The organism is Rubrivivax gelatinosus (genome assembly GCF_016583785.1).
GTDB lineage: Bacteria > Pseudomonadota > Gammaproteobacteria > Burkholderiales > Burkholderiaceae_C > Rubrivivax > Rubrivivax gelatinosus_B.
In genome coordinates this window covers 19,542-40,331 of sequence record NZ_NRRU01000021.1, presented here as the reverse complement: position 1 = coordinate 40,331, position 20,790 = coordinate 19,542, and the positions used below count along the sequence as shown (strand labels likewise).

Genomic DNA, 20,790 nt, shown 5'->3' with positions numbered 1-20,790 from the left:
CCCCATGACCGCACCCGATCGTTACGCCGTGCTCGGCCACCCCGTCGCGCACAGCCAGTCGCCCTTCATCCACGCCGAGTTCGCGCGCCAGACCGGCGAGGCGCTCGAATACGGCCGCGTCGAATGCCCGCTGGACGGCTTCGAGGCCACGCTGCGCGCCTATGCCGCCGGCGGCGCGCGCGGCTGCAACGTCACCGTGCCCTTCAAGTTCGAGGCGCCGCGGCTGGCGGCGCGCGTGACGCCGCGCGCGGCGCTCGCCGAAGCCGCCAACGTGCTGCGCTTCGACGCCGGCGGCTGGGCCGCCGACAACAGCGACGGCATCGGCCTGGTGCGCGACCTGGAGCAACACGCCGCGCAGCCGGTCGCCGGCCAGCGCGTGCTGCTGATCGGGGCTGGCGGCGCTGCCGCCGGCGTGCTCGGGCCCCTGATCGAAGCCCGGGCGGCGGCGGTGAGTGTCGTCAACCGCACGCCGCAGCGTGCCGCCGCGCTGGTGGCGCGGCACGCGGTGCTGGCGGCGCAGCACGGCGTGCCGCTGTCCGCCGCCGGCCTGGACATGCCGGGCGCGCGCTACGACATCGTACTCAACGCCAGCGCCAGCAGCCTGGCCGGCGCCGCGGTGCCGGTGACGGCGGCGGTGCTGGCGCCAGGTGCGCTCGCGGTCGACCTGATGTACGGGCCGGCGGCCGAGCCGTTTCTCGCCTGGGCGCGCGCGGCCGGCGCGCGTGCCCACGACGGCCTGGGCATGCTGGTCGAACAGGCAGCTGAAGCCTTCTGGTTCTGGCGCGGCGTGCGCCCGCAGACGGCGCCGGTGCTGGCGGCGCTTCGCGCCCGGCTGGCGGCACGGGCATGAAGCGCCAGATCTGGCGGCTGGCGGCGCTGGTCGTGATCTGCGGCCTGGCGCTGCAGCTGTTCTTCGCGCTGCGCGTGGCGGCGATGGTGCTCGTCGATCCGCAGTCCAGCGCGTTCCAGCGCAGCGAGGCCTGGCGGCTGCTGGTCGAGCAGCACACCATCTCCTGGAGCCAGGACTGGGTGCCGCGTGCACGCCTGGGCACGAACATCCAGCGCGCCGTGATCGCCAGCGAGGACGCCGGCTTCACCGAACACTCCGGTGTCGAATGGGACGCGATCGAGCAGGCCTGGGAACGCAACCAGCGCGCCGAAGCCCGTTTCGAGGCCGGCCGCAGCAAGGCCGTGAAGATCCGCGGCGGCTCGACGATCACGCAGCAGCTGGCCAAGAACCTGCTGTTGTCGGGCGAACGCACGGCCCTGCGCAAGGCACAGGAATTGGCGATCACGATGATGCTGGAAGCCTTCCTGTCCAAGGAGCGCATCCTGGAGATCTATCTGAACAACGTCGAATGGGGCGAAGGTGTGTTCGGCGCCCAGGCCGCCGCACGCCACTACTTCCGCACCGACGCGCTGCAGCTGTCGGCGACACAGGCCGCGCGCCTGGCGGTGATGCTGCCGGCGCCCAAACGCTTCGAAAAGCGTGCGAACTCGGGTTATGTCGCCGGCCGCGCCCAGACCATCGTCGCGCGCATGGGCGCGGTGGAGCTGCCATGAGCGCTCAGGACTTGTCCGGCGCTCATTCCCGCCTGGCGGGACCGGCCGACAGGCCGAAGGGTGCTCCAGTGAGCCTTCAGAACCTGCCCGGGGCTCAGTCCCGCCTGGCGCGAGCGGCCGCAGGCCGACGGGTGCCCCGATGAGCGCGGCAGCCGAAATCGCCGCCACCGCGGCCCGCCTGGTCGTCGAAGACGGCATGGAGTACGCCGCGGCCAAACGCAAGGCCGCGCACGAACTCGGCCGTCGCGGCGGCCGCGGCGCCGAGCTGCCGAGCAACGAGGAGGTCGAGGACGAGGTCCGCGCCTACCTGGATCTGTTCTGCGCCGACACCCAGCCGGCCGAGCTGCGCGCGCTGCGCGAGACCGCGCGGCTGTGGATGCGGCGGCTGGCCGAGTTCCGCCCGCACCTGGCCGGTTCGGTCTGGCGCGGCACCGCGACGCGCCGCTCGGCGGTGCTGATCGACCTGTACTGCGACGACTCCAAGGCCGCCGAGATCGCGCTGATCAACGCCGGCGTCGACTACGACAGCGCCAGCATAGACCGCCCGCGCAGCGGCGAGACCCTGGTGCTGATCGTCGGCGAGCGCAGCGCGGCACTCGGCGAAATCGTCACGCTGCAACTGGTGGTCAACGAACACGACGCGGTGCGCGGTGCGCTCAAGCCCGACGCACGCGGCCGCAGCTGGCGCGGCGACCTTGCGGCGCTGGAGCGCCTGCTGGCGGAGGACGTTTGATCCGGCGCGCGCTGCTGGCGGCGGCGGTCGGCGGTGTCGGCGCCGGCCTGGCCTGGCGCTACGCCTCCGGGCGCCGGCTCGATCCCGGCGAACAGGCCTTGTGGGCCTCGCGACTGCCGCGTCCGGATGGCAGCGAACTCGCACTTGCCGAGCTTCACGGCCGGCCGCTGATCGTCAATTTCTGGGCGCCCTGGTGTCCGCCCTGCGTCCAGGAGATGCCCGAACTCGACCGGCTGCAGCAGCGCCGGTCCGACGTCGTCATCCTCGGCATTGCCATTGATCAAGCCGAGCCGGTGCGCAAACACCTGCAGAAGGCGCCGGTCTCCTACCCCATCGTCATCGCCGGTTTCGGCGGCGTGGCGCTGTCGCAGGGCCTGGGGAACCCCGGCAGCGGGCTGCCGTACACCGTGCTGATGGGCAGCGACGGGCGCCGGCGGCAGCACAAGTTCGGCGAAACGACCGCCGCCGAGCTCGAAGCCTGGCTGAGCTGATGGCAACCCCGTGCAACGGGGTTCTCCGAGCCAGTTCCGCCCAAACTGCTGCCATCTGCAACGATTTTGGCGTAGAGTCCGCCCTTTCCAAGCTACGTCCCAGCCCCGGAGGGCCCCGGATGCAGCTGGTATGTTTGGCGATTTAGGCGGCAGATACCTGCCGATCCAATAAAGTTCTTGACCGGCCGCAGCCGTCAGGGCCCCAAAAGGGTTCAGGCTCGCCGTTCACCAAAGTTTCCGGGCGGGACAGCCTGCCGTCAGAAAGAGGACCGACATGGACCTGAGAAAGCTCAAGACGCTCATCGACCTCGTTTCCGAGTCGAACATTTCTGAACTCGAGATCACCGAAGCCGAGGGCAAGGTCCGCATCGTCAAGGGCGGTGTCGCCGCTGTCGCCATGGCGCCTGTCGCCGCAGCGCCTGCCGCGCCGGCTCCCGCCGCCGCAGCACCCGCTGCCGCCGAGCCGGCTGCTCCGGCAGAGCCCGAGGGCAAGGTCATCAAGTCGCCAATGGTCGGCACCTTCTACCGCGCCTCCAGCCCCGGCGCGAAGGCCTTCGCCGACGTCGGCACCCAGATCAAGGAAGGCGACCCGGTCTGCATCATCGAAGCGATGAAGATCATGAACGAGATCGAAGCCGACTGCTCCGGCCGCATCCTGCGCATCCTCTGCGAGAACGGCCAGCCGGTCGAGTTCGGGCAGCCGCTGTTCATCGTCGAGTAAGCACGCCACCGTGTTCAAGAAGATCCTCATCGCGAACCGGGGCGAGATCGCCCTTCGCATCCAGCGGGCCTGTCGCGAGATGGGCATCAAGTCGGTCGTCGTCTATTCGGAAGCCGACCGCGAGGCCAAGTACGTCAAGCTCGCCGACGAAGCCGTCTGCATCGGCCCGGCGGCTTCGGCCCAGAGTTACCTCAACATGCCGGCGATCATCTCGACGGCCGAGGTCACCGACGCCGAGGCCATCCACCCCGGCTACGGCTTCCTGAGCGAGAACGCCGACTTCGCCGAGCGTGTCGAGAAGAGCGGCTTCGTCTTCATAGGCCCGACGCCCGAGGCGATCCGCATGATGGGCGACAAGGTGTCGGCCAAGCAGGCGATGATCAAGGCCGGCGTGCCCTGCGTGCCCGGCTCCGAAGGCGCGCTGCCCGAGGACCCGAAGGAGATCATCCGCCAGGCGCGTGCCATCGGCTACCCGGTGATCATCAAGGCCGCCGGCGGCGGCGGCGGGCGCGGCATGCGTGTCGTGCACACCGAAGCCGCGCTGCTGAACGCGGTGCAGACGACGCGCACCGAAGCCGGCGCCGCTTTCGGCAACCCGGCCGTCTACATGGAGAAGTTCCTGGAGCATCCGCGCCACGTGGAGATCCAGATCCTGGCCGACAACTACCGCAACGCCGTCTGGCTGGGCGAGCGCGACTGCTCGATGCAGCGCCGCCATCAGAAGGTCATCGAGGAAGCGCCGGCGCCCAACATCCCGCGCCGCGTCGTCGAGCGTGTCGGCGAACGCTGCGCCGCAGCCTGCAAGAAGATCGGCTACCGCGGTGCCGGCACCTTCGAGTTCCTGTACGAGAACGGCGAGTTCTTCTTCATCGAGATGAACACGCGCGTGCAGGTCGAGCATCCGGTGACGGAGCTCGTGACCGGCATCGACATCGTGCAGATGCAGATCCGCATCGCCGCCGGCGAGAAGCTGCCGTTCGCGCAGCGCAACATCCAGCTGCGCGGCCATGCGATCGAGTGCCGGATCAACGCCGAGGACCCGTACAAGTTCACGCCGTCGCCGGGCCGCATCTCGATGTGGCACCCGCCCGGCGGCCCGGGCGTGCGCGTGGACTCGCACGCCTATACCAACTACTACGTGCCGCCGAACTACGACTCGATGATCGGCAAGGTCATCGTGCACGCCGACACGCGCGACCAGGCGCTGGCGCGCATGCGCAGCGCGCTCAGCGAGACCGTGGTCGAAGGCATCAACACCAACATCCCGCTGCACCGCGAGCTGATGCTGGACGCCAAGTTCATCGAAGGCGGCACCAGCATCCACTACCTAGAAGGTTGGCTGGCGCAACACAAGCGATGACGGATCCGACGCGCCATCAAGCTGCCGCAGCGGAACCGGCTCTGCCGGGCCGCTGGCGGCTCCTCCTAGGGGGAGCGCCGATGGCGCTACGGGGGGGGGACACATGATGTTTGAACTCGTGTTGCGTGCGCCGGAAGCGCTGGTCGAGGCGGTTTCGGACGCACTGGTCGACGATCTGGACGCGCTGTCGGTCTCGGTCGAGGACGCCGACGCCGGCACCGAAGCCGAGCAGGCCTTGTTCGGCGAACCCGGCATGCCGGCGCCGCGCCCGGCCTGGGGCCGCTCGACGCTGCGCGCGCTGTTCGAGAACGAAGCCGCAGCCGACGGCGCAGCCACGCTGCTGCTGGCCCAGGACTGGACCGAGGGCCTGTCGCTGCAGGCGCTGGAGCCGGTGGCCGAGCAGGACTGGGTGCGCATCACCCAGTCGCAGTTCGGCCCGGTCGAGATCACGCCCAGCTTCTGGATCGTGCCGAGCTGGCACGAACCGCCGGCCGCCGCCGAGCGCCTGATCCGGCTCGACCCGGGCCTGGCCTTCGGCACCGGCACGCACCCGACGACACGCATGTGCCTGCGCTGGATCGCGGCGCACGCCCAAGCCTGGCCGCGCGTGCTCGACTACGGCTGCGGCTCCGGCATCCTGGCGATCGCGGCCGCGCTGCACGGCGCTGCCGCGGTGGACGCAGTCGACATCGACCCGGCGGCAGTCGATTCGACACGCGCCAATGCGACGGCCAACGGCGTCGTGCTGCAGGCGGCACTGCCCGCCGCCGCCGCCGGCGACTACCCGCTGGTGCTGGCCAACATCCTGGCAACGCCGCTGAAGCTGCTGGCGCCGCTGCTCGCAGGTTTCGTCGCGCCCGGCGGCTCGCTGGTGCTGGCCGGCATCCTGGAGCGCCAGGCCGACGAACTGAAGGCGGCATACGCGCCCTACCTGAGCCTCGAAGTGAGCGACCAGGAGGACGGCTGGATCCTGATGACGGCAACGCGCATGGCATGATCGGCGCATGACGCTCGCCGCCCGGTGCCCGTCCTGCGGCACTGTCTTCCGTGTGGTGCAGGACCAGCTTCGGGTTTCCGACGGCTGGGTGCGTTGCGGGCGCTGCGGCGAGGTCTTCAACGCGATCCAGAACCTCGTCGAACTCGACGTCGACACGGCCAGGCCCGAACCGCAGGAAGCCGACATCGACACCGCTGCGGCGCCGGCCTCGCCGGCCGACTTCAGCGCGCGCGACGACGATGACGACGATGACCTCGTCGTCGAACCCCACGAGGACACCGTCGTCGCCAGCCGCTACGACGACGCGCCGGGCGCCACGCGCCCGCACGAGGAGCCGGTGTTCGACGTCGGCCTGGACACCATGGCGGCACCGCAGCCTGCTTCGGCAGCGCCCGGGGCGACCCCGGACGAACCGCCCCTAGAACCGCCGGCTGCCCCACGCGCAGCCGACACCGTTGCCGAGGAACGGGCAGACAGCACGCCCGCACCCCAACCGGCCTTCCTGCGCCGCGCCGAACGCGAGGCGCGCTGGCGCCGGCCCGGCGTGCGCGCCGCGCTCGCGGCCTGCTGCCTGCTGGGCACGGCCGCGCTCGGCGCCCAGGCCACGTTCGAGTACCGCGACCTCGTCGTCGCGCGCTGGCCGGGCACGGCGCCGCTGGTGATGGCCTTGTGCCACGCGCCGGCGTGCACGATCGAGGCACCACGCGCAATCGAAGGCCTGAGCGTCGAGAGCAGCGGTCTCGTGCGCCTGGAAGGCACGGCGATGTACCAGCTGCAGCTGCTGCTGCGCAACCGCTCGGCACTGCCGCTGGCGGTGCCGGCGCTGGACCTGACGCTATCGGACAGCCGCGGCGGCACCGTCGCACGCCGCATCATCACGCCGGCCGAAGCCGGCATCGCGGCGCCAGCCGTGCAACCTGCGGCGGAAATGCCGATCCAGATCACGCTGTCCGCGGCCGGCCGGCCAATCGCCGGCTATACGATCGAGATCTTCTACCCCTGATACCGCGGCGCGCCGGTCGCGCGCATTTCCCTGGAGTTCCCATGCCCGCCCTGATCTGCGGTTCGCTCGCTTTCGACACCATCACGACCTATCCCGGCCGCATCGCGGAGCAGATCCTGCCGGAGCAGATGCACATCCTGAACCTGTCGTTCCTGGTGCCGACGCTGCGCCGCGAATTCGGCGGCTGCGCCGGCAACATCGCCTATACGCTGCAGGCGCTCGGCGGCGAGGCCGTCGTCATGGCCGCACTCGGCAGCGACGGCAGCGACTACCTCGCGCGCATGAAGGCCTGGGGCGCTGACACCTCGCTGGTGATGGTCGACCCGGACTCGTTCACGGCGCAGGCGATGATCATCAGCGACGTCCAGAACAACCAGATCACCGCCTTCCACCCGGGCGCGATGCAGCACGCGCACCGGGCCAAGGTGCCGGCGCGCACCGACCTGAAGATCGCGATCATCTCGCCCGACGACCGCCAGGCGATGGGCGAACACGCCGAGCAGCTGCACGCCGCCGGCGTGCCCTTCATCTTCGACCCGGGCCAGCAGCTGCCGATGTTCGACGCCCCGGCGCTGCGCCGCATGGTCGAGATCGCGAGCTGGATCACCGTCAACGACTACGAAGGCCGCATCCTGTGCGAACGCATCGGCACCGATCTGGCGGGGCTGTCGCGCTCGAACCTGAAGGGCGTCGTCGTCACGCTAGGCGAGCACGGCTGCGAGATCTGGATCGACGGCCAGCGCCGCGAGGTGCCGGGCGTCGCGGCGGCCGAGATCGTCGAGCCGACCGGCTGCGGCGACTCGTTCCGCGCCGCGCTGCTCTACGGCCTGGAACGCGGCTGGGATCTGGAGCGCTGCGCGGCGCTGGGCAACCGCATCGGCGCGCTGAAGATCGCCTGCCGCGGCGGCCAGAACCACGTGATCGACCGGGCCGCACTCGGCGTCTGAGGCGCACGACGCGCCCATGAAAAAACCCGGCCTGTGGCCGGGCTCGGAATCAACACAACCGGCCGCGCGAGCGGCCGGTGCCCGTTCAGGGCTTGTTGCCGGTCGGGAACGGCCAGGCAGCCGCCGGGCTCAGCGTCGTCTTCGCGGCAGGTGCAGCAGCGGGGGCCGCAGGCGCAGGCTCAGTCTTCTTCGGCGCAGCCTTCTTCTTGGCCGCAGCCTTGGGCTCGGCAGCCTTCTTCGCCGGGGCCGCCGCCTTCTTGGCCGGCGCCGCGGCCTTCTTCGCCGGAGCCGCCTTCTTCGCCGGAGCCGCCGCCTTCTTCGCGGGTGCCGCAGCCTTCTTGGCGGGTGCAGCAGCCTTCTTCGCCGGAGCGGCCTTCTTCGCAGCCGGCGCCTTGGCCGGGGTCTTCTTCGCAGTTGCCATCACGATCTCCTTGATCAAGTTGCAAAGAGCACCGCACCGTCATGAGCGGCACGGCAATCCGTCGTCCGGCGGTCTGACGCCCGGACAAGCCGGGCACTCGCCCCGGTACGACGAATGGGGTCGCGGCCTCGGGCCGTCGCATCTGGCGTCGACGTGCCCCGGGCCGCGGATGTGAAACGTCGCACGGGCAGCGCTGCACCGTGCGACGGCAGCGGGCCGCGGCCCGCCTTGTGGAGCGGAGACTGTCGCCCGCTCAATCCCATGACAGGGCGCCACCGCTCTGGTAGTCGATGACGCGGGTCTCGAAGAAGTTGCGCTCCTTCTTCAGGTCGATCATTTCGCTCATCCACGGGAACGGGTTCTCCTCGTTCGGGAAGAGCGCCTCCAGGCCGATCTGCGTCGCGCGCCGGTTGGCGATGTAGCGCAGGTAGCCCTTGAACATCGACGCGTTCATGCCGAGCACGCCGCGCGGCATCGTGTCCTCGGCGTAGCGGTATTCGAGGTCGACCGCGCGCTCGAACAGCGCGCGGATCTCGGCCTTGAACTGCGGCGTCCAGAGATGCGGGTTCTCGAGCTTGATCTGGTTGATCAGGTCGATGCCGAAGTTGCAGTGCATGGACTCGTCGCGCAGGATGTACTGGTACTGCTCGGCGGCACCGGTCATCTTGTTCTGCCGCCCCAGCGCCAGGATCTGCGTGAAGCCGACGTAGAAGAACAGGCCTTCCATCAGGCACGCAAAGACGATCAGGCTCTTCAGCAGCGTCTGGTCGTTCTCGGGCGTGCCGGTGGCGAAGGCCGGATCCATGATCGCGTCGATGAACGGGATCAGGAACTCGTCCTTGGCGCGGATCGCGTCGACCTCGTGATAGGCGTTGAAGATCTCGCCTTCATCCAGCCCCAGCGACTCGACGATGTACTGGTAGGCGTGGGTGTGGATCGCTTCCTCGAAGGCCTGGCGCAGCAGGAACTGGCGGCATTCGGGGGCGGTGATGTGCCGGTAGGTGCCGAGCACGATGTTGTTCGCCGCCAGCGAGTCGGCGGTGACGAAGAAGCCGAGGTTGCGCTTGACGATGCGGCGCTCGTCTTCGGTCAGGCCGTTCGGGTCTTTCCAGAGCGCGATGTCGCGGCTCATGTTCACTTCCTGCGGCATCCAGTGGTTGGCGCAGGACGCGAGGTACTTCTCCCAGGCCCATTTGTACTTGAACGGAACCAGCTGGTTCACGTCCGTCTGACCATTGATGATGCGCTTGTCGGCAACGTTGACGCGCCGCGTGTTCACCGCCGCTGCGGCATCCGCGCGCGCGGCCTTGTCCAACTGGGGCGCAATCGCCGCGGGGGCGATCGCCGGAGTGCTGCGAACTTCTTCTTCCCAGACCAGCATGTGTGGACGTCCTGTATTCGGAATTATCGAGGGCTTGCTCGGGATCACCAAGCACTAGTTGACATTCGTCCGCATTCGCGACCCGCATTTGGCGCCGCGAATGCGCACTTTCGACGTTAGGTACTCCAATGCCCTACTGGCAGGCCTCGCAATCGGGGTTGTCGATCGAGCAGAAGCGGATGTCGCTGGCCGGCTCCGCTGCGGCCGTGGCGCCGGTCGCCGCTGAGGCATCGAGCCCGCCGTGGCGCGGCACGGCATTCATCGCTCCCGGGGCCACCGTGCTCTTCTCGGCGTGCGTGGCGCTCATCGTGCGCAGGTAGTAGGTGGTCTTCAGGCCACGCGTCCAGGCGAGCCTGTAGATCTCGTCGAGCTTCTTGCCCGAGGCGCCGGCCATGTAGATGTTCAGCGACTGCGCCTGGTCTATCCACTTCTGGCGCCGCGCCGCGGCCTCGACCAGCCACTGCGCGTCGACCTCGAAGGCGGTGGCGTACAGGCGCTTCAGCTCGTCGGGTACGCGGTCGATGGCGCGCAGCGAGCCGTCGAAGTGCTTCAGGTCCATCACCATCACGTCGTCCCACAGCCCCAGGCGCTTCAGGTCGCGCACCAGGTACTCGTTGACGATGGTGAACTCGCCCGACAGGTTGCTCTTGACCGAGAGGTTGCCGAAGCAGGGCTCGATCGAGGCGTCGACGCCGATGATGTTGGAGATCGTCGCCGTCGGCGCGATCGCGACGCAGTTGGAGTTGCGCATGCCGTGCGCGGCGATGCGCGCGCGCAAGGCGTCCCAGTCCAGCGTCGCCGAACGGTCGACCTCGACATGGCCGCCGCGCGCCGCGGCCAGCAGGTCCAGCGTGTCGTGCGGCAGCACGCCGCGGTCCCAGAGCGAGCCGCGGTAGCTGGAGTAGCGCCCGCGCTCCTCGGCCAGTTCGCTCGAGGCCCAGTAGGCGTGGTAGCACAGCGCCTCCATCGAGCGGTCGGCGAACTCGACCGCCGCGTCGCTGGCGTAAGGCAGGCGCAGCTGGTAGAGGCAGTCCTGGAAGCCCATCAGCCCCAGGCCCACCGGGCGGTGGCGCAGGTTGGCGTCGCGCGCCTTCTTCACCGCGTAGTAGTTGATGTCGATGACGTTGTCGAGCATGCGCATCGCCGTCGCCACCGTGCGCTTCAACTTGGCCTGGTCGATGGCGCCGTCGGCGATGTGCTGCGCCAGGTTGACCGAGCCGAGGTTGCAGACCGCGATCTCGCCGGCGCTGGTGTTCAGCGTGATCTCGGTGCACAGGTTGCTGGAGTGCACGACGCCGACATGCTGCTGCGGGCTGCGCAGGTTGCAGGCGTCCTTGAAGGTGATCCAGGGATGCCCGGTCTCGAAGAGCATCGTCAGCATCTTGCGCCACAGGTCCTTGGCCGGCAGGCGCTTGAACGGGCGGATCTCGCCCTGGTCGGCCTTGCGCTCGTAGGCGACGTAGGCCTCTTCGAACGCGCTGCCGAACTTGTCGTGCAGGTCGGGGCAGCTCGACGGCGAGAACAGCGTCCAGTCGCCGCCCTCGATGACGCGCTTCATGAACAGGTCCGGGACCCAGTTCGCGGTGTTCATGTCGTGCGTGCGCCGGCGGTCGTCGCCGGTGTTCTTGCGCAGCTCCAGGAACTCCTCGATGTCCAGGTGCCAGGTCTCGAGATAGGCGCAGACCGCGCCCTTTCTCTTGCCGCCCTGGTTGACGGCGACCGCGGTGTCGTTGACGACCTTCAGGAACGGCACCACGCCCTGGCTCTTGCCGTTGGTGCCCTTGATGTGGCTGCCCAGGGCGCGCACCGGGGTCCAGTCGTTGCCCAGGCCGCCGGCGAACTTGGACAGCAGCGCGTTCTCCTTGAGCGCGTCGTAGATGCCTTCGAGGTCGTCGGACACCGTCGTCAGGTAGCACGAGGACAGCTGCGAGCGCCGCGTGCCGCTGTTGAACAGCGTCGGCGTCGAGGACATGAAGTCGAAGCTGGAGAGCACGTCGTAGAACTCGATCGCACGCGCCTCGCGGTCGATCTCGCCCAGCGCCAGCCCCATCGCGACGCGCATGAAGAAGGCCTGCGGCATCTCGATGCGGCGGCCCTCGATGTGCAGGAAGTAGCGGTCGTACAGCGTCTGCAGGCCGAGGTAGTCGAACTGCAGGTCGCGTTCGGGCTTGAGCGCGGCTCCCAGGCGGGCGAGGTCGAAACGCTGCAGTTCCTCGTCCAGCAGTTCGGCGCGCACGCCTTCCCCGATGAACTGCGGGAAGTACTCGGCGTAGCGCGCGGCCATCGCCTCGGGCCGCACCTCGGCGCCCAGGATCTCGCGCCGGATCGTGTGCAGCAGCAGGCGCGCGGTGGCGCGCGTGTACGCCGGCTCCTTCTCGATCAGCGTGCGCGCGGCCAGGATCGCGGCCTTGTAGACCTCGTCCATCGGCACGCCGTCGTAGAGGTTGCGCCGGGTCTCGGCCAGGATGGGCGCGGCGCTCACGTCCGCGCCGAGGCCGGCGCAGGCCGACTCGATCAGCGAGCGCAGCGCATCGGCGTCCAGCGGCAGGCGCTGGCCGCCGTCGAGCACATGCAGTTCGGGCGCCGCCGGCCGCGGTGCGGCAGCCTGCCTGGCACGTTCCTGCGAGCGGCGTTCGCGGTAGAGCACGTAGGCACGTGCGACCTCGTGGTGGCCACCACGCATCAGGCCGAGTTCGACCTGGTCCTGCACGTCTTCGATGTGGAAGGTGCCGCCGCCCGGCCGCGAACGCAGCAGCGCGCGCACCACGCCTTCGGTCAGCTGGTCCACGGTGTCGCGCACGCTGGCCGAGGCCGCGCCCTGCGCCCCATGCACGGCGAGGAAGGCCTTCATCAGCGCGACCGCGATCTTGTTCGGCTCGAAGGCGACGACGGCGCCGTTGCGGCGGATGATCTGGTAGCCGGTGACGGCGCCGGCGGCCGGCGCGGCGGCCGGGCTGCGGCCGGGCACGACGGCCGGCGTCGCGAGCGACTGGACTGCTTGCATGGGGTTCCCCTGTCGGTGAGGTGTGGCGGATGGCGGCACCGTCCCGTCGTCGCCGCGGCCGGGGAGGGCCGCGACGCGGGACTACCGGCCCGACGCCTTGCGGAGAACGGTCCCCAAGCGGCTGTCGGCACGGATGTACGGCGCGAAGGAACACTATATCTAGTGCGCAACAAGCTCACAATGCACTAGGAATAGCGTAGGGGTGCGGATTTCCCGCCCCTCCGCGCCGGGCGTCAGCCGCGCGCCGGAGCCACCTGCAGCGTCGGTGCCCGGCGCACGAGCAGGCGCTCGAGCCGGCACCAGTCGAAGCCCGGACCGGGGTCCAGCTTGCGCCCGGGCGCGACGTGTTCGTGGCCGGTGATCTCGGCGAGCGGGTAGGCCGGCGCGAGCGCCGCCAGCAGCCGCGCGAGTGCGGCGTACTGCGGCGTCTCGAAACGTTCGCCTTCCAGCCCTTCGAGCTCGATGCCGATCGACCAGTCGTTGCAGTTCTCGCGCCCGCGCCACGACGAGCGCCCGGCGTGCCAGGCGCGTTCGTCGCAGGAGACGAACTGCAGCAGCTCACCGCCGCGGCGGATCACGAAGTGCGCCGAGACCTGCAGCCCGCGCAACCGCTCGTAATAGGGGTGCGCGTCGCAGTCCAGCGTGTTCGTGAACAGGCGTTCGACCGCGTCGCCGCCGTATTCGCCGGGCGGCAGGCTGATCGAGTGCAGCACCACCAGCGTGACGGCCTCGCCGCCCGGGCGCGGGCCGAAGTTGGGCGACGGGCAGGCGCGGGCACCGGCCCACCAGCCGTCGCGCCAGCGCGGGCGCGGCACGGCCACCGCCTCAGTCGTCGCCGCTGCCGACACCCAGCCGCGCCATGCGGTAGCGCATCTGGCGCAGCGACAGCCCCAGGCTGGCGCCGGCGGCGGTGCGGTTGTAGCGGTGGCGTTCGAGCGCGCGCTCCAGGATCTCGCGTTCGACCTGGTCGAGGTAGGCGGCGAGGTCCGATGGCAGCGGCGCTTCGGCCGGGCCGGCGCGCAGCGGCTCCACCGCTGCCGCCTCCAGCCCGAGGTACTCGGAGTCGGCGAAGGCGACCTCGGGCAGACCCAGGTCGCGGCACTCGACGACGCTGCCGCCGGCCAGCGTGACGGCGCGGTGCAGCAGGTTCTCGAGTTCGCGCACGTTGCCCGGGAAGGCATAACGCGACAGGTGCGCCAGCGCCTCGGGCGCCAGCGTCGGCGGCGGCGAGACGCCGGCGTCGCCAGCGATGCGTTCGAGCACCGCGGCGGCGATCTCGGACAGGTCCTCGAGCCGCTCGCGCAGCGGCGGCACGACGATCTCGATGACGTTCAGGCGATAGAACAGGTCCTGGCGGAAGCGCCCGGCATGGACTTCGGCCGCCAGGTCCTTGTGCGTCGCGCTGACGATGCGCACGTTGACGGCCTGCTCGGCCGCCGCGCCCAGCGGCCGCACCGCGCGCTCCTGGATGACACGCAGCAGCTTGCTCTGCATCGCCAGCGGCAGGTCGCCGATCTCGTCGAGGAACAGGGTGCCGCCCTGGGCGGTCTGGAAGAAACCTTCGCGGTCCTCGACGGCGCCGGTGAAGGCGCCGCGCCGGTAGCCGAAGAACTCGGCTTCGAGCAGCGTCTCCGGGATCGCGCCGCAGTTGACGGCGACGAAAGGCATCGCGTGCCGCGGAGAGAGCTCGTGGATCGCGTGCGCGACCAGCTCCTTGCCGGTGCCCGACTCGCCGTGCACCAGCACCGGCGCCATGCTGCGCGCGACCCGGGCGACGAGCGAGCGCACACGCTGCAGCGCCTGCGAGCGGCCCGCCATGCGGTCGAGTGCCCGCCGCGAAGCCGGGTGGCGCGCCTCGGCGGGCCGGCCGCGTGCGTCATCGGCAGCCGGCGTGCGCCCCAGCGCCGACGCGACGACGGCGCGGAACTGGCGCAGGTCCACCGGCTTGGTCAGGTAGTCGTAGGCCCCGGCCTTCAGCGCCTCGACCGCGTTCTCGGCCGAGCCGTAGGCGGTGATGACGATGCCCTTCTCGCCGCGGCCCGCGTCTTCCAGCCGGCGCAGCAGGTCCAGCCCGGTGCCGTCGGGCAGGCGCATGTCGGTGATCAGCAGTTGGAAGCGGCGCGACTGCAGCGCCGCCCAGGCCTCCTCGACGGTCTCGGCGCTCTCGACGTCGTAACCCTCGCGCAGCAGCGTCAGCTCGTAGAGCGTGCGCAGATCGGGCTCGTCGTCGACGACGAGCAATCGGGGCGGCGTGGGGGCGCTCACGGATGCAGTGGCAGTGAGGTGTCGGCAGCCGGCAGAGAGCTGCGCTTCATCGTGACGACGAACTCGTTGCGGGCGGAATCGTCGCCGCCGTGCCGGCGGTATTCGATGCTTGCGCCGTAGCGCTCGCAGAGCTCGCGGCAAATATACAGGCCGAGGCCGGCGCCGCGGCTGCGCGTCGAGAAGAAGGGCTCGAAGATGTAGGGCTCGACTTCGGGCGCGATCGCGGCGCCGTCGCTGGCGACGACGAGCTGCGCCAGCGTGTCGCCGGCCGCGGCCACGCGCAGCAGGATGGCCCCCGGCGCCTGGCTCGCGTGGCGCCCGGCGTTGTCGAGCAGGTTGACGAGCACGCGGCGCAGGTGCTCGGGGTCGAAGCCGACACCCAGCGGCCCCGCGGGCAGTTCGACCTGCAGCCGGCTGCAGGGCCCCAGCGGCAGGCCGACGGTGCGCGCCCACTCGGCGGCGGTGCAGCCGACCTCGGCCGTCGCATCCACCGGCAAGGGCGGGCTGACCGGGCCGCCGGGCGCGAGTTCCATGACGTCGTCGACGATGCGCTTCAGGCGGTCGACGTTGTCGGCGACGATGCGCGCCAGCCGGTGCTGCGCCGGCGCGAGCTCGTCTTCGAGCAGCAGCGCGTTGGCCTGCGAGATCGCCGCCAGCGGGTTGCGGATCTCGTGTGCGATGCCGGCCGAGACGCGCCCCATCGCCGCCAGCTTCTCCTGCCGCAGCCGCGCCTGCGCGATGCGCACGTCCTCGAGCAGCAGCACGCACAGCGGCTCGCCGGCGTTGCCCTCGCCCGGAGTCCGGCCGCGCACGAAACGCACGCGCAGCCGCAGCGTGCGCTGGTGGCCCGGCTCGAACGACAGCGTCAGCTCGCGCCCGGCCTCGGGCCAGTCGCGATCGGAAAGCGCTCGCGCCACCGCCTGCGCCAGCGGCCGCCACACCGGCCGCGAGTCGAGCCCGAACGGGGCCGGCGGGCTCAGACCCGAATCGACCAGCAGCGCACGCGCCGCCGGGTTCGCGGCGCGCACACGCTGGCGCGCGTCGACCACGAGCACGCCGTCGACCATCTCCTCGATCACCAGGCGGTTGAGCTGCGCCTGCTGGCGCGCGAGCTCGAGGCTGCCGCGCGCCGCGCGCTCCTCACGCGCCAGGCGCCCCGCCAGCTCGCCCGAGAGCAGCGCGATGACGAACAGGCCCAGGCCGGCCAGACCCGACTGCAGCAGCGAGCCGGCGATGGCGCCGTCGTCGAACGAGCCGCGCCAGGCGCCGGCCAGCAGCAGCAGCGCGACGCCGGCGGCGGTGGCCAGCGCGATCAGCCGCGTGCTCATCGCGCCGGCCATCAGCACCGGCAGCACCAGCAGCGCCGAGTAGTTGATCGGCCCGCCACTGCCCATCAGGTGCAGCGCACCGAAGGCCAGCAGGTCCACGCCTATCGTCGCCAGCCACTGGCGCCGGCGCAGCGGCGGCGAAGCCACCGGCGTCGTCAGCGGCTGGAAGCGCGGCAGCAGCCAGAGCGCGATCGCCTGCACCGCGTAGGCGATGCAGACCAGCGTCAGCGGCAGCGAGACCCGGGCGCCGAACAGGTTGCCGGCGCCCTGCGCCGCCACCAGCGCGAGGCCGAAGGCGGCCCGCACCGCGGCATAGGTGCGGTGGATGCGCGTGAGCGCGCTGTCCTCGGCACCGACGATGCGCTGCGACCACAACGAACGCAGGCGCTGGTCGAGCTCGGGGTTGCCGCCGGCCCAGCCGGGGTCGAAGTAGGACTCGTGGCCGAACCAGGACGATTCGGCGTGGCGCGGGCTTGCCCGGCGGTCGCCGCGTCGACGATCGCCTGGCCGACGGTCGCCGGGCGGCGCGTCCATCACGCGCTAGCGCGGACCGGCGAGGCGGTGGGCCTCGCTGCAGAAGCGCCGGCCGCCGGCATCGGCAACGGCCTCGTCGGCCGGCAGGTGCACGCCACAGTGGGCGCAGGAGATCATCTCGACCGGCCCCGGTGCACGCGCCGCGCCGCGGCGGGGCCGCGGCGGCGCGTCGGGCCGGCGCCCACGGCCGAACATCAGCCAGAGCACGAAGCCGACGACGGCGATGACGAGCAGGTATTTCACGCTGGCGGACGCCCGAGCAGGACCTCGAAGACGAAGCGCGAACCGGCGTAGGCCAGCAGCAGCAGCACCGCACCGACGTAGACCCAGCGTGTGGCCTGGCGCCCACGCCAGCCCTGGCGGTGGCGCCCGACCAGCAGCGCGGCGAACACCGCCCAGCCCATCAGCGAGAACACGACCTTGTGGTCCCAGCGCCAGCCGACTGAAGTCAGCGCGCCCAGCAGGATGGTCGCCGTCAGCACCGAGAAGCCGGCTTCGACGAAGCGGAAGGTCAGGCGCTCGAGCAGCAACAGCGGCATGCCGGTACGCGGGTTCTCGATGTCGACGCGCGCGCGCAGCCGGCGTTCGCTGGCGTCGAGCATCATCGCGTGCACCACCGCGGCACCGAACAGGCTGTACGAGCCGACCCCGAGCGCGAAGTGCAGCGGCGCCAGCGGCGAGGCGTAGTGGTGTGGTTCGCCCGGGAACAGCGCCGCCATCACGACGACGATCGCGCCGCAGACCGCGAGCCAGCGCCGCACCGCCGGCAGCGGCATGAAGCGGTTCTCGACGGTGTGCACCGCCATCACCAGCCACACCGTCAGCGACAGCACAGGCCCGAAACCGACGCGCGCGCCGGGGATCTCCTGGCCGATGCCGCCGATGTCCAGCACCAGCGCCGCGAGGTGCGCGAGCCAGCCGACATGCAGCGCGGCGATCCAGACGCGGCCGGACTTGGCCAGTGGCAGGGCGGCGACGGCGTAGCCGGCAATGGCCACGAGCGCGACGAACAGAGGCAGCCCGCCGCTCACCACAGGAGAGGCACTCGATAGAATCATGCCGACAGTGTACTTTTGGCGGGCTGGTTTCAGCCTGACACGGCGATGGCCTCGACCCTATCCGACCGGCTTTCGAGGCTGGTCAAGACGATGCGCGGCCAGGCCCGCATCACCGAAGGCAACGTTCAGGACATGTTGCGCGAAGTGCGCATGGCCCTGCTCGAGGCCGACGTCGCGCTGCCGGTGGTGCGCGACTTCATCGCCCGCGTCAAGGACAAGGCACTGGGCCAGGAGGTCGCCGGCTCGCTGAACCCGGGCCAGACGCTGGTCGGCATCGTGCACAAGGAACTCGCCGCGACCATGGGCGAGGGCGTGGCCGACCTGAACCTCGCGGTGCAGCCGCCGGCGGTCATCCTGATGGCCGGCCTGCAGGGCGCGGGCAAGACGACGACGACGGCCAAACTCGCCAAGCACCTGATCGAGCGGCGCAAGAAGAAGGTGCTGACGGTCTCGGCCGACGTCTACCGCCCGGCGGCGATCGAGCAGCTGAAGACGGTGACCAAGCAGGCCGGCGCCGAATGGTTCCCGAGCACGCCGACCGACAAGCCGCGCGACATCGCGCTGGCCGCGCTGGACCACGCGCGGCGCCACTACTTCGACGTGCTGCTCGTCGACACCGCCGGCCGGCTGGCGATCGACGAAGCGCTGATGGCCGAGATCCGCGATCTGCACGCGGCGATCCACCCGGTCGAGACGCTGTTCGTCGTCGACGCGATGCAGGGCCAGGACGCGATCAACACCGCACGCGCCTTCAAGGAGGCGCTGCCGCTCACCGGCATCGTGCTGACCAAGCTCGACGGCGACTCGCGCGGCGGCGCGGCGCTGTCGGTGCGCCAGGTCGCCGGCGCGCCGATCAAGTTTGCCGGCGTCTCCGAGAAGATCGACGGCCTGGAAGTCTTCGACGCCGAGCGCCACGCCGGCCGCGTGCTCGGCATGGGCGACATCGTCGCGCTCGTCGAGGAGGTGCAGAAGGGCGTCGACCTGAAGGAGGCGCAGAAGCTCGCCGACAAGGTCAAGGCCGGCGGCTTCGACCTCAACGACTTCCTCTCGCAGATCAGCCAGATGAAGAAGATGGGCGGTCTCGCCGGGCTGATGGACAAGCTGCCCAGCCAGATGACGGCCAAGGCCAAGGGCGCCGACATGGACAAGGCCGAACGCGACGTGCGCCGCATGGAAGGCATCATCAACTCGATGACGGCGCTGGAGCGGCGCAAGCCCGAGCTGCTGAAGGCCAGCCGCAAGCGCCGCATCGCCGCCGGGGCCGGCGTTCACGTCCAGGAAGTCAACCGCCTGCTCAACCAGTTCGAGCAGATGCAGGGCGTGATGAAGAAGATGAAGGGCGGCGGCCTGATGAAGATGATGAAACGCATGGGCGGCATGAAGGGCATGCTGCCGCCGGGGATGGGCGGCTGACAGTCCCGCTCTTGCGCGCCCGCCGGTCGACGGGGCGCGCCCTTGCGCTCATGTCCCCCGGGCGGGCTGCGCCCGCCCTCCTCCTAATACTTCGCTCCAGGGCGCGCCCCGTCGACCGGCTCCTGCGCCGTGATCGGCACTCGATCAGGTGCACCGCCGACGTCGCCAGCCACGGACGTCGGGCGGCCGGATGGCGGAAGTAAAGGAGGAGGCCCGGCGCAGCCGGGCCGGAGGACATGGAGCCAGCCGGCCGCCCGGCGGCCGTGGCCCGCGCAGCCTCAGCGCGCTGCAGCCTCAGCGCGCCGCAGCTTCACCCGCCGCCGCCCCACCCGGGCCGGTGGCCCGGCCGTTCGCCAGGCGTGAACGGTCCACCGGACCGTTCACGTCCGGGCTCACCCCAGCAGCGCGTTCGCGAACTCCCGCGCGTCGAAGGTCTGCAGGTCTTCCAGCTTCTCGCCGACGCCGATGAAATAGACCGGCACGACCCGGCCCTGCTCGGTGCACCAGCGCGCGATCGCCGCCAGCACCCCGCCCTTGGCGGTGCCGTCGAGCTTGGTCACCACCAGCCCGGTCAGGCCGAGCGCAGCGTCGAAGGCCTTGACCTGGGCGAGCGCGTTCTGGCCGGTGTTGCCGTCGATGACCAGCAGCACCTCGTGCGGCGCGCCCTCCTGCGCCTTGGCGATCGTGCGCTTGATCTTCTTCAGCTCGTCCATCAGGTGCAGCTGCGTCGGCAGGCGGCCGGCGGTGTCGGCGATGACGACGTCGCAGCCACGCGCGCGGCCGGCGGTGACGGCGTCGAAGCTGACCGCGGCCGGGTCGCCGCCCTGCTGGCTGACGATCTCGACGCGGTTGCGGTCGGCCCAGACACCGAGCTGCTCACGCGCCGCGGCGCGGAAGGTGTCGGCCGCGGCCAGCAGCACGCGCTGGTCCGACTCGGCCAGGTAGCGCGTGAGCTTGCCTATGGTCGTCGTCTTGCCGGCGCCGTTGACGCCGGCGACCATGATCACCGTCGGCGAGGCCTGGCCGATCACGAGCGGGCGCTGCAACGGCGCCAGCAGCTCGCTGACCGCGTCGGCGAGCAGCGCCTTGACGACCGCGGGCTCGGTGGCACGAGCGTCCTTCACGCGGCGCTTCAGGTCCTGCAGCAGGAACTGGGTCGCGCCGACGCCGGTGTCGGCGACCAGCAGCGCCGACTCCAGGTCCTCGTACAGCGCATCGTCGATGCGTGCGCCGGTGAAGACCTGGGTCAGGCTGCCGCCGGTCTTGCGCAGGCCCTGCTTCAGACGGTCGAGCCAGCGCGAGCGCGGTTGCGCGCCCGCCTCCGGCTGCTCGTCGACGACGGCCGGCGCGGCATCCGCCTGCGGCAGCGTCGGCTCCACGGCAGGCTCGGCCTCGGCCTCGGGCTGGGCAGCGAGCGCGGCACGTTCGAGTTCGGCATCCGACAGCGGCGGCGCGTCGTCCGAGGTCTCGACCGGCGGCAACTCGGCGGGGGCCACCGGCGGCGTGACCTTCTTCTTGAAAAAGCTGAACATCGGGGGGCTGACGAGCCTGCGAGAGCCTTGCTATACTGC

Annotated in this window: 19 protein-coding genes; 10 read left to right on the top strand and 9 right to left on the bottom strand. The window is 70.6% G+C overall.

Going from position 1 to position 20,790, the window contains the following annotated elements:
* Window positions 1-4 precede the first annotated feature (4 nt).
* The 9 genes from aroE to CKO43_RS07585 all read left to right on the top strand — a co-directional run bounded on the left by aroE (window position 5) and on the right by CKO43_RS07585 (window position 7,815).
* On the top strand, window positions 5-850 hold the full coding sequence (gene aroE / locus CKO43_RS07625) for a shikimate dehydrogenase (protein WP_200227464.1): 846 nt from the start codon (window positions 5-7) through the stop codon (window positions 848-850).
* Complete coding sequence (mtgA, locus tag CKO43_RS07620) at window positions 847-1,563, top strand: monofunctional biosynthetic peptidoglycan transglycosylase (RefSeq protein WP_200227463.1); 717 nt, start codon at window positions 847-849, stop codon at window positions 1,561-1,563. The genes aroE and mtgA overlap by 4 nt, the downstream gene beginning before the upstream one ends.
* A 139-nt stretch (window positions 1,564-1,702) precedes the next feature.
* Complete coding sequence (locus CKO43_RS07615) at window positions 1,703-2,296, top strand: hypothetical protein (protein ID WP_200227461.1); 594 nt, start codon at window positions 1,703-1,705, stop codon at window positions 2,294-2,296.
* On the top strand, window positions 2,293-2,787 hold the full coding sequence (locus CKO43_RS07610; RefSeq protein WP_200378297.1) for a TlpA family protein disulfide reductase: 495 nt from the start codon (window positions 2,293-2,295) through the stop codon (window positions 2,785-2,787). The genes CKO43_RS07615 and CKO43_RS07610 overlap by 4 nt, the downstream gene beginning before the upstream one ends.
* Before the next feature lie 274 nt (window positions 2,788-3,061).
* Window positions 3,062-3,508: an acetyl-CoA carboxylase biotin carboxyl carrier protein gene (accB, locus tag CKO43_RS07605; protein ID WP_200227457.1), complete on the top strand. Its 447-nt coding sequence runs from the start codon at window positions 3,062-3,064 to the stop codon at window positions 3,506-3,508.
* 10 nt (window positions 3,509-3,518) lie between these two features.
* Window positions 3,519-4,868 (top strand): acetyl-CoA carboxylase biotin carboxylase subunit, encoded by a 1,350-nt coding sequence (gene accC, locus CKO43_RS07600; protein ID WP_200227456.1) that lies wholly within the window; start codon window positions 3,519-3,521, stop codon window positions 4,866-4,868.
* Window positions 4,869-4,974: 106 nt separating this feature from the next.
* Window positions 4,975-5,865 (top strand): 50S ribosomal protein L11 methyltransferase, encoded by an 891-nt coding sequence (gene prmA, locus CKO43_RS07595; RefSeq protein ID WP_200227454.1) that lies wholly within the window; start codon window positions 4,975-4,977, stop codon window positions 5,863-5,865.
* Between the two features lie 7 nt (window positions 5,866-5,872).
* A complete protein-coding gene (locus tag CKO43_RS07590; protein WP_200378296.1) occupies window positions 5,873-6,868 on the top strand; it encodes a zinc-ribbon and DUF3426 domain-containing protein in 996 nt (331 codons plus the stop codon).
* A gap of 41 nt (window positions 6,869-6,909) precedes the next feature.
* Entirely contained in the window at window positions 6,910-7,815 is a 906-nt protein-coding gene (locus CKO43_RS07585) for a carbohydrate kinase family protein (protein WP_200227450.1), read from the top strand.
* A gap of 85 nt (window positions 7,816-7,900) precedes the next feature.
* Here CKO43_RS07585 and CKO43_RS07580 read toward each other — a convergent pair whose 3' ends face one another.
* From CKO43_RS07580 to CKO43_RS07545, 8 genes are all read right to left on the bottom strand, one after another.
* A complete protein-coding gene (locus CKO43_RS07580; protein ID WP_200378295.1) occupies window positions 7,901-8,236 on the bottom strand; it encodes a hypothetical protein in 336 nt (111 codons plus the stop codon).
* 253 nt (window positions 8,237-8,489) lie between these two features.
* Complete coding sequence (locus tag CKO43_RS07575; RefSeq protein WP_200227447.1) at window positions 8,490-9,617, bottom strand: ribonucleotide-diphosphate reductase subunit beta; 1,128 nt, start codon at window positions 9,615-9,617, stop codon at window positions 8,490-8,492.
* Window positions 9,618-9,750: 133 nt separating this feature from the next.
* Window positions 9,751-12,621 carry a ribonucleoside-diphosphate reductase subunit alpha gene (locus CKO43_RS07570; RefSeq protein WP_200378294.1) on the bottom strand — a complete coding sequence of 957 codons (2,871 nt, stop codon included), beginning with the start codon at window positions 12,619-12,621 and terminating at the stop codon, window positions 9,751-9,753.
* Window positions 12,622-12,854: 233 nt separating this feature from the next.
* Window positions 12,855-13,442, bottom strand: a complete 588-nt coding sequence (gene ampD, locus CKO43_RS07565) for a 1,6-anhydro-N-acetylmuramyl-L-alanine amidase AmpD (RefSeq protein WP_431191957.1) — start codon at window positions 13,440-13,442, stop codon at window positions 12,855-12,857.
* A gap of 4 nt (window positions 13,443-13,446) precedes the next feature.
* Window positions 13,447-14,886 (bottom strand): sigma 54-interacting transcriptional regulator, encoded by a 1,440-nt coding sequence (locus CKO43_RS07560; RefSeq protein ID WP_200227441.1) that lies wholly within the window; start codon window positions 14,884-14,886, stop codon window positions 13,447-13,449.
* Window positions 14,883-16,748, bottom strand: coding sequence for a two-component system sensor histidine kinase NtrB (locus CKO43_RS07555; RefSeq protein WP_200378293.1), 1,866 nt, complete (start codon window positions 16,746-16,748; stop codon window positions 14,883-14,885). Before CKO43_RS07555 ends, CKO43_RS07560 begins: the two co-directional genes overlap by 4 nt.
* A 6-nt stretch (window positions 16,749-16,754) precedes the next feature.
* Window positions 16,755-16,991, bottom strand: a complete 237-nt coding sequence (locus CKO43_RS07550) for a PP0621 family protein (RefSeq protein ID WP_200227438.1) — start codon at window positions 16,989-16,991, stop codon at window positions 16,755-16,757.
* Complete coding sequence (locus tag CKO43_RS07545) at window positions 16,988-17,806, bottom strand: cytochrome C assembly family protein (protein ID WP_200227436.1); 819 nt, start codon at window positions 17,804-17,806, stop codon at window positions 16,988-16,990. The genes CKO43_RS07550 and CKO43_RS07545 overlap by 4 nt, the downstream gene beginning before the upstream one ends.
* Window positions 17,807-17,851: 45 nt before the next feature.
* Here CKO43_RS07545 and ffh point away from each other — a divergent pair, with 45 nt between their 5' ends.
* Window positions 17,852-19,219 (top strand): signal recognition particle protein, encoded by a 1,368-nt coding sequence (gene ffh / locus CKO43_RS07540; RefSeq protein ID WP_200227434.1) that lies wholly within the window; start codon window positions 17,852-17,854, stop codon window positions 19,217-19,219.
* 392 nt (window positions 19,220-19,611) lie between these two features.
* Here ffh and ftsY read toward each other — a convergent pair whose 3' ends face one another.
* The gene (gene ftsY, locus CKO43_RS07535; protein WP_200378292.1) at window positions 19,612-20,751 is read right to left on the bottom strand and encodes a signal recognition particle-docking protein FtsY; all 1,140 of its coding nucleotides are present in this window, start codon (window positions 20,749-20,751) and stop codon (window positions 19,612-19,614) included.
* Window positions 20,752-20,790 lie beyond the last annotated feature (39 nt).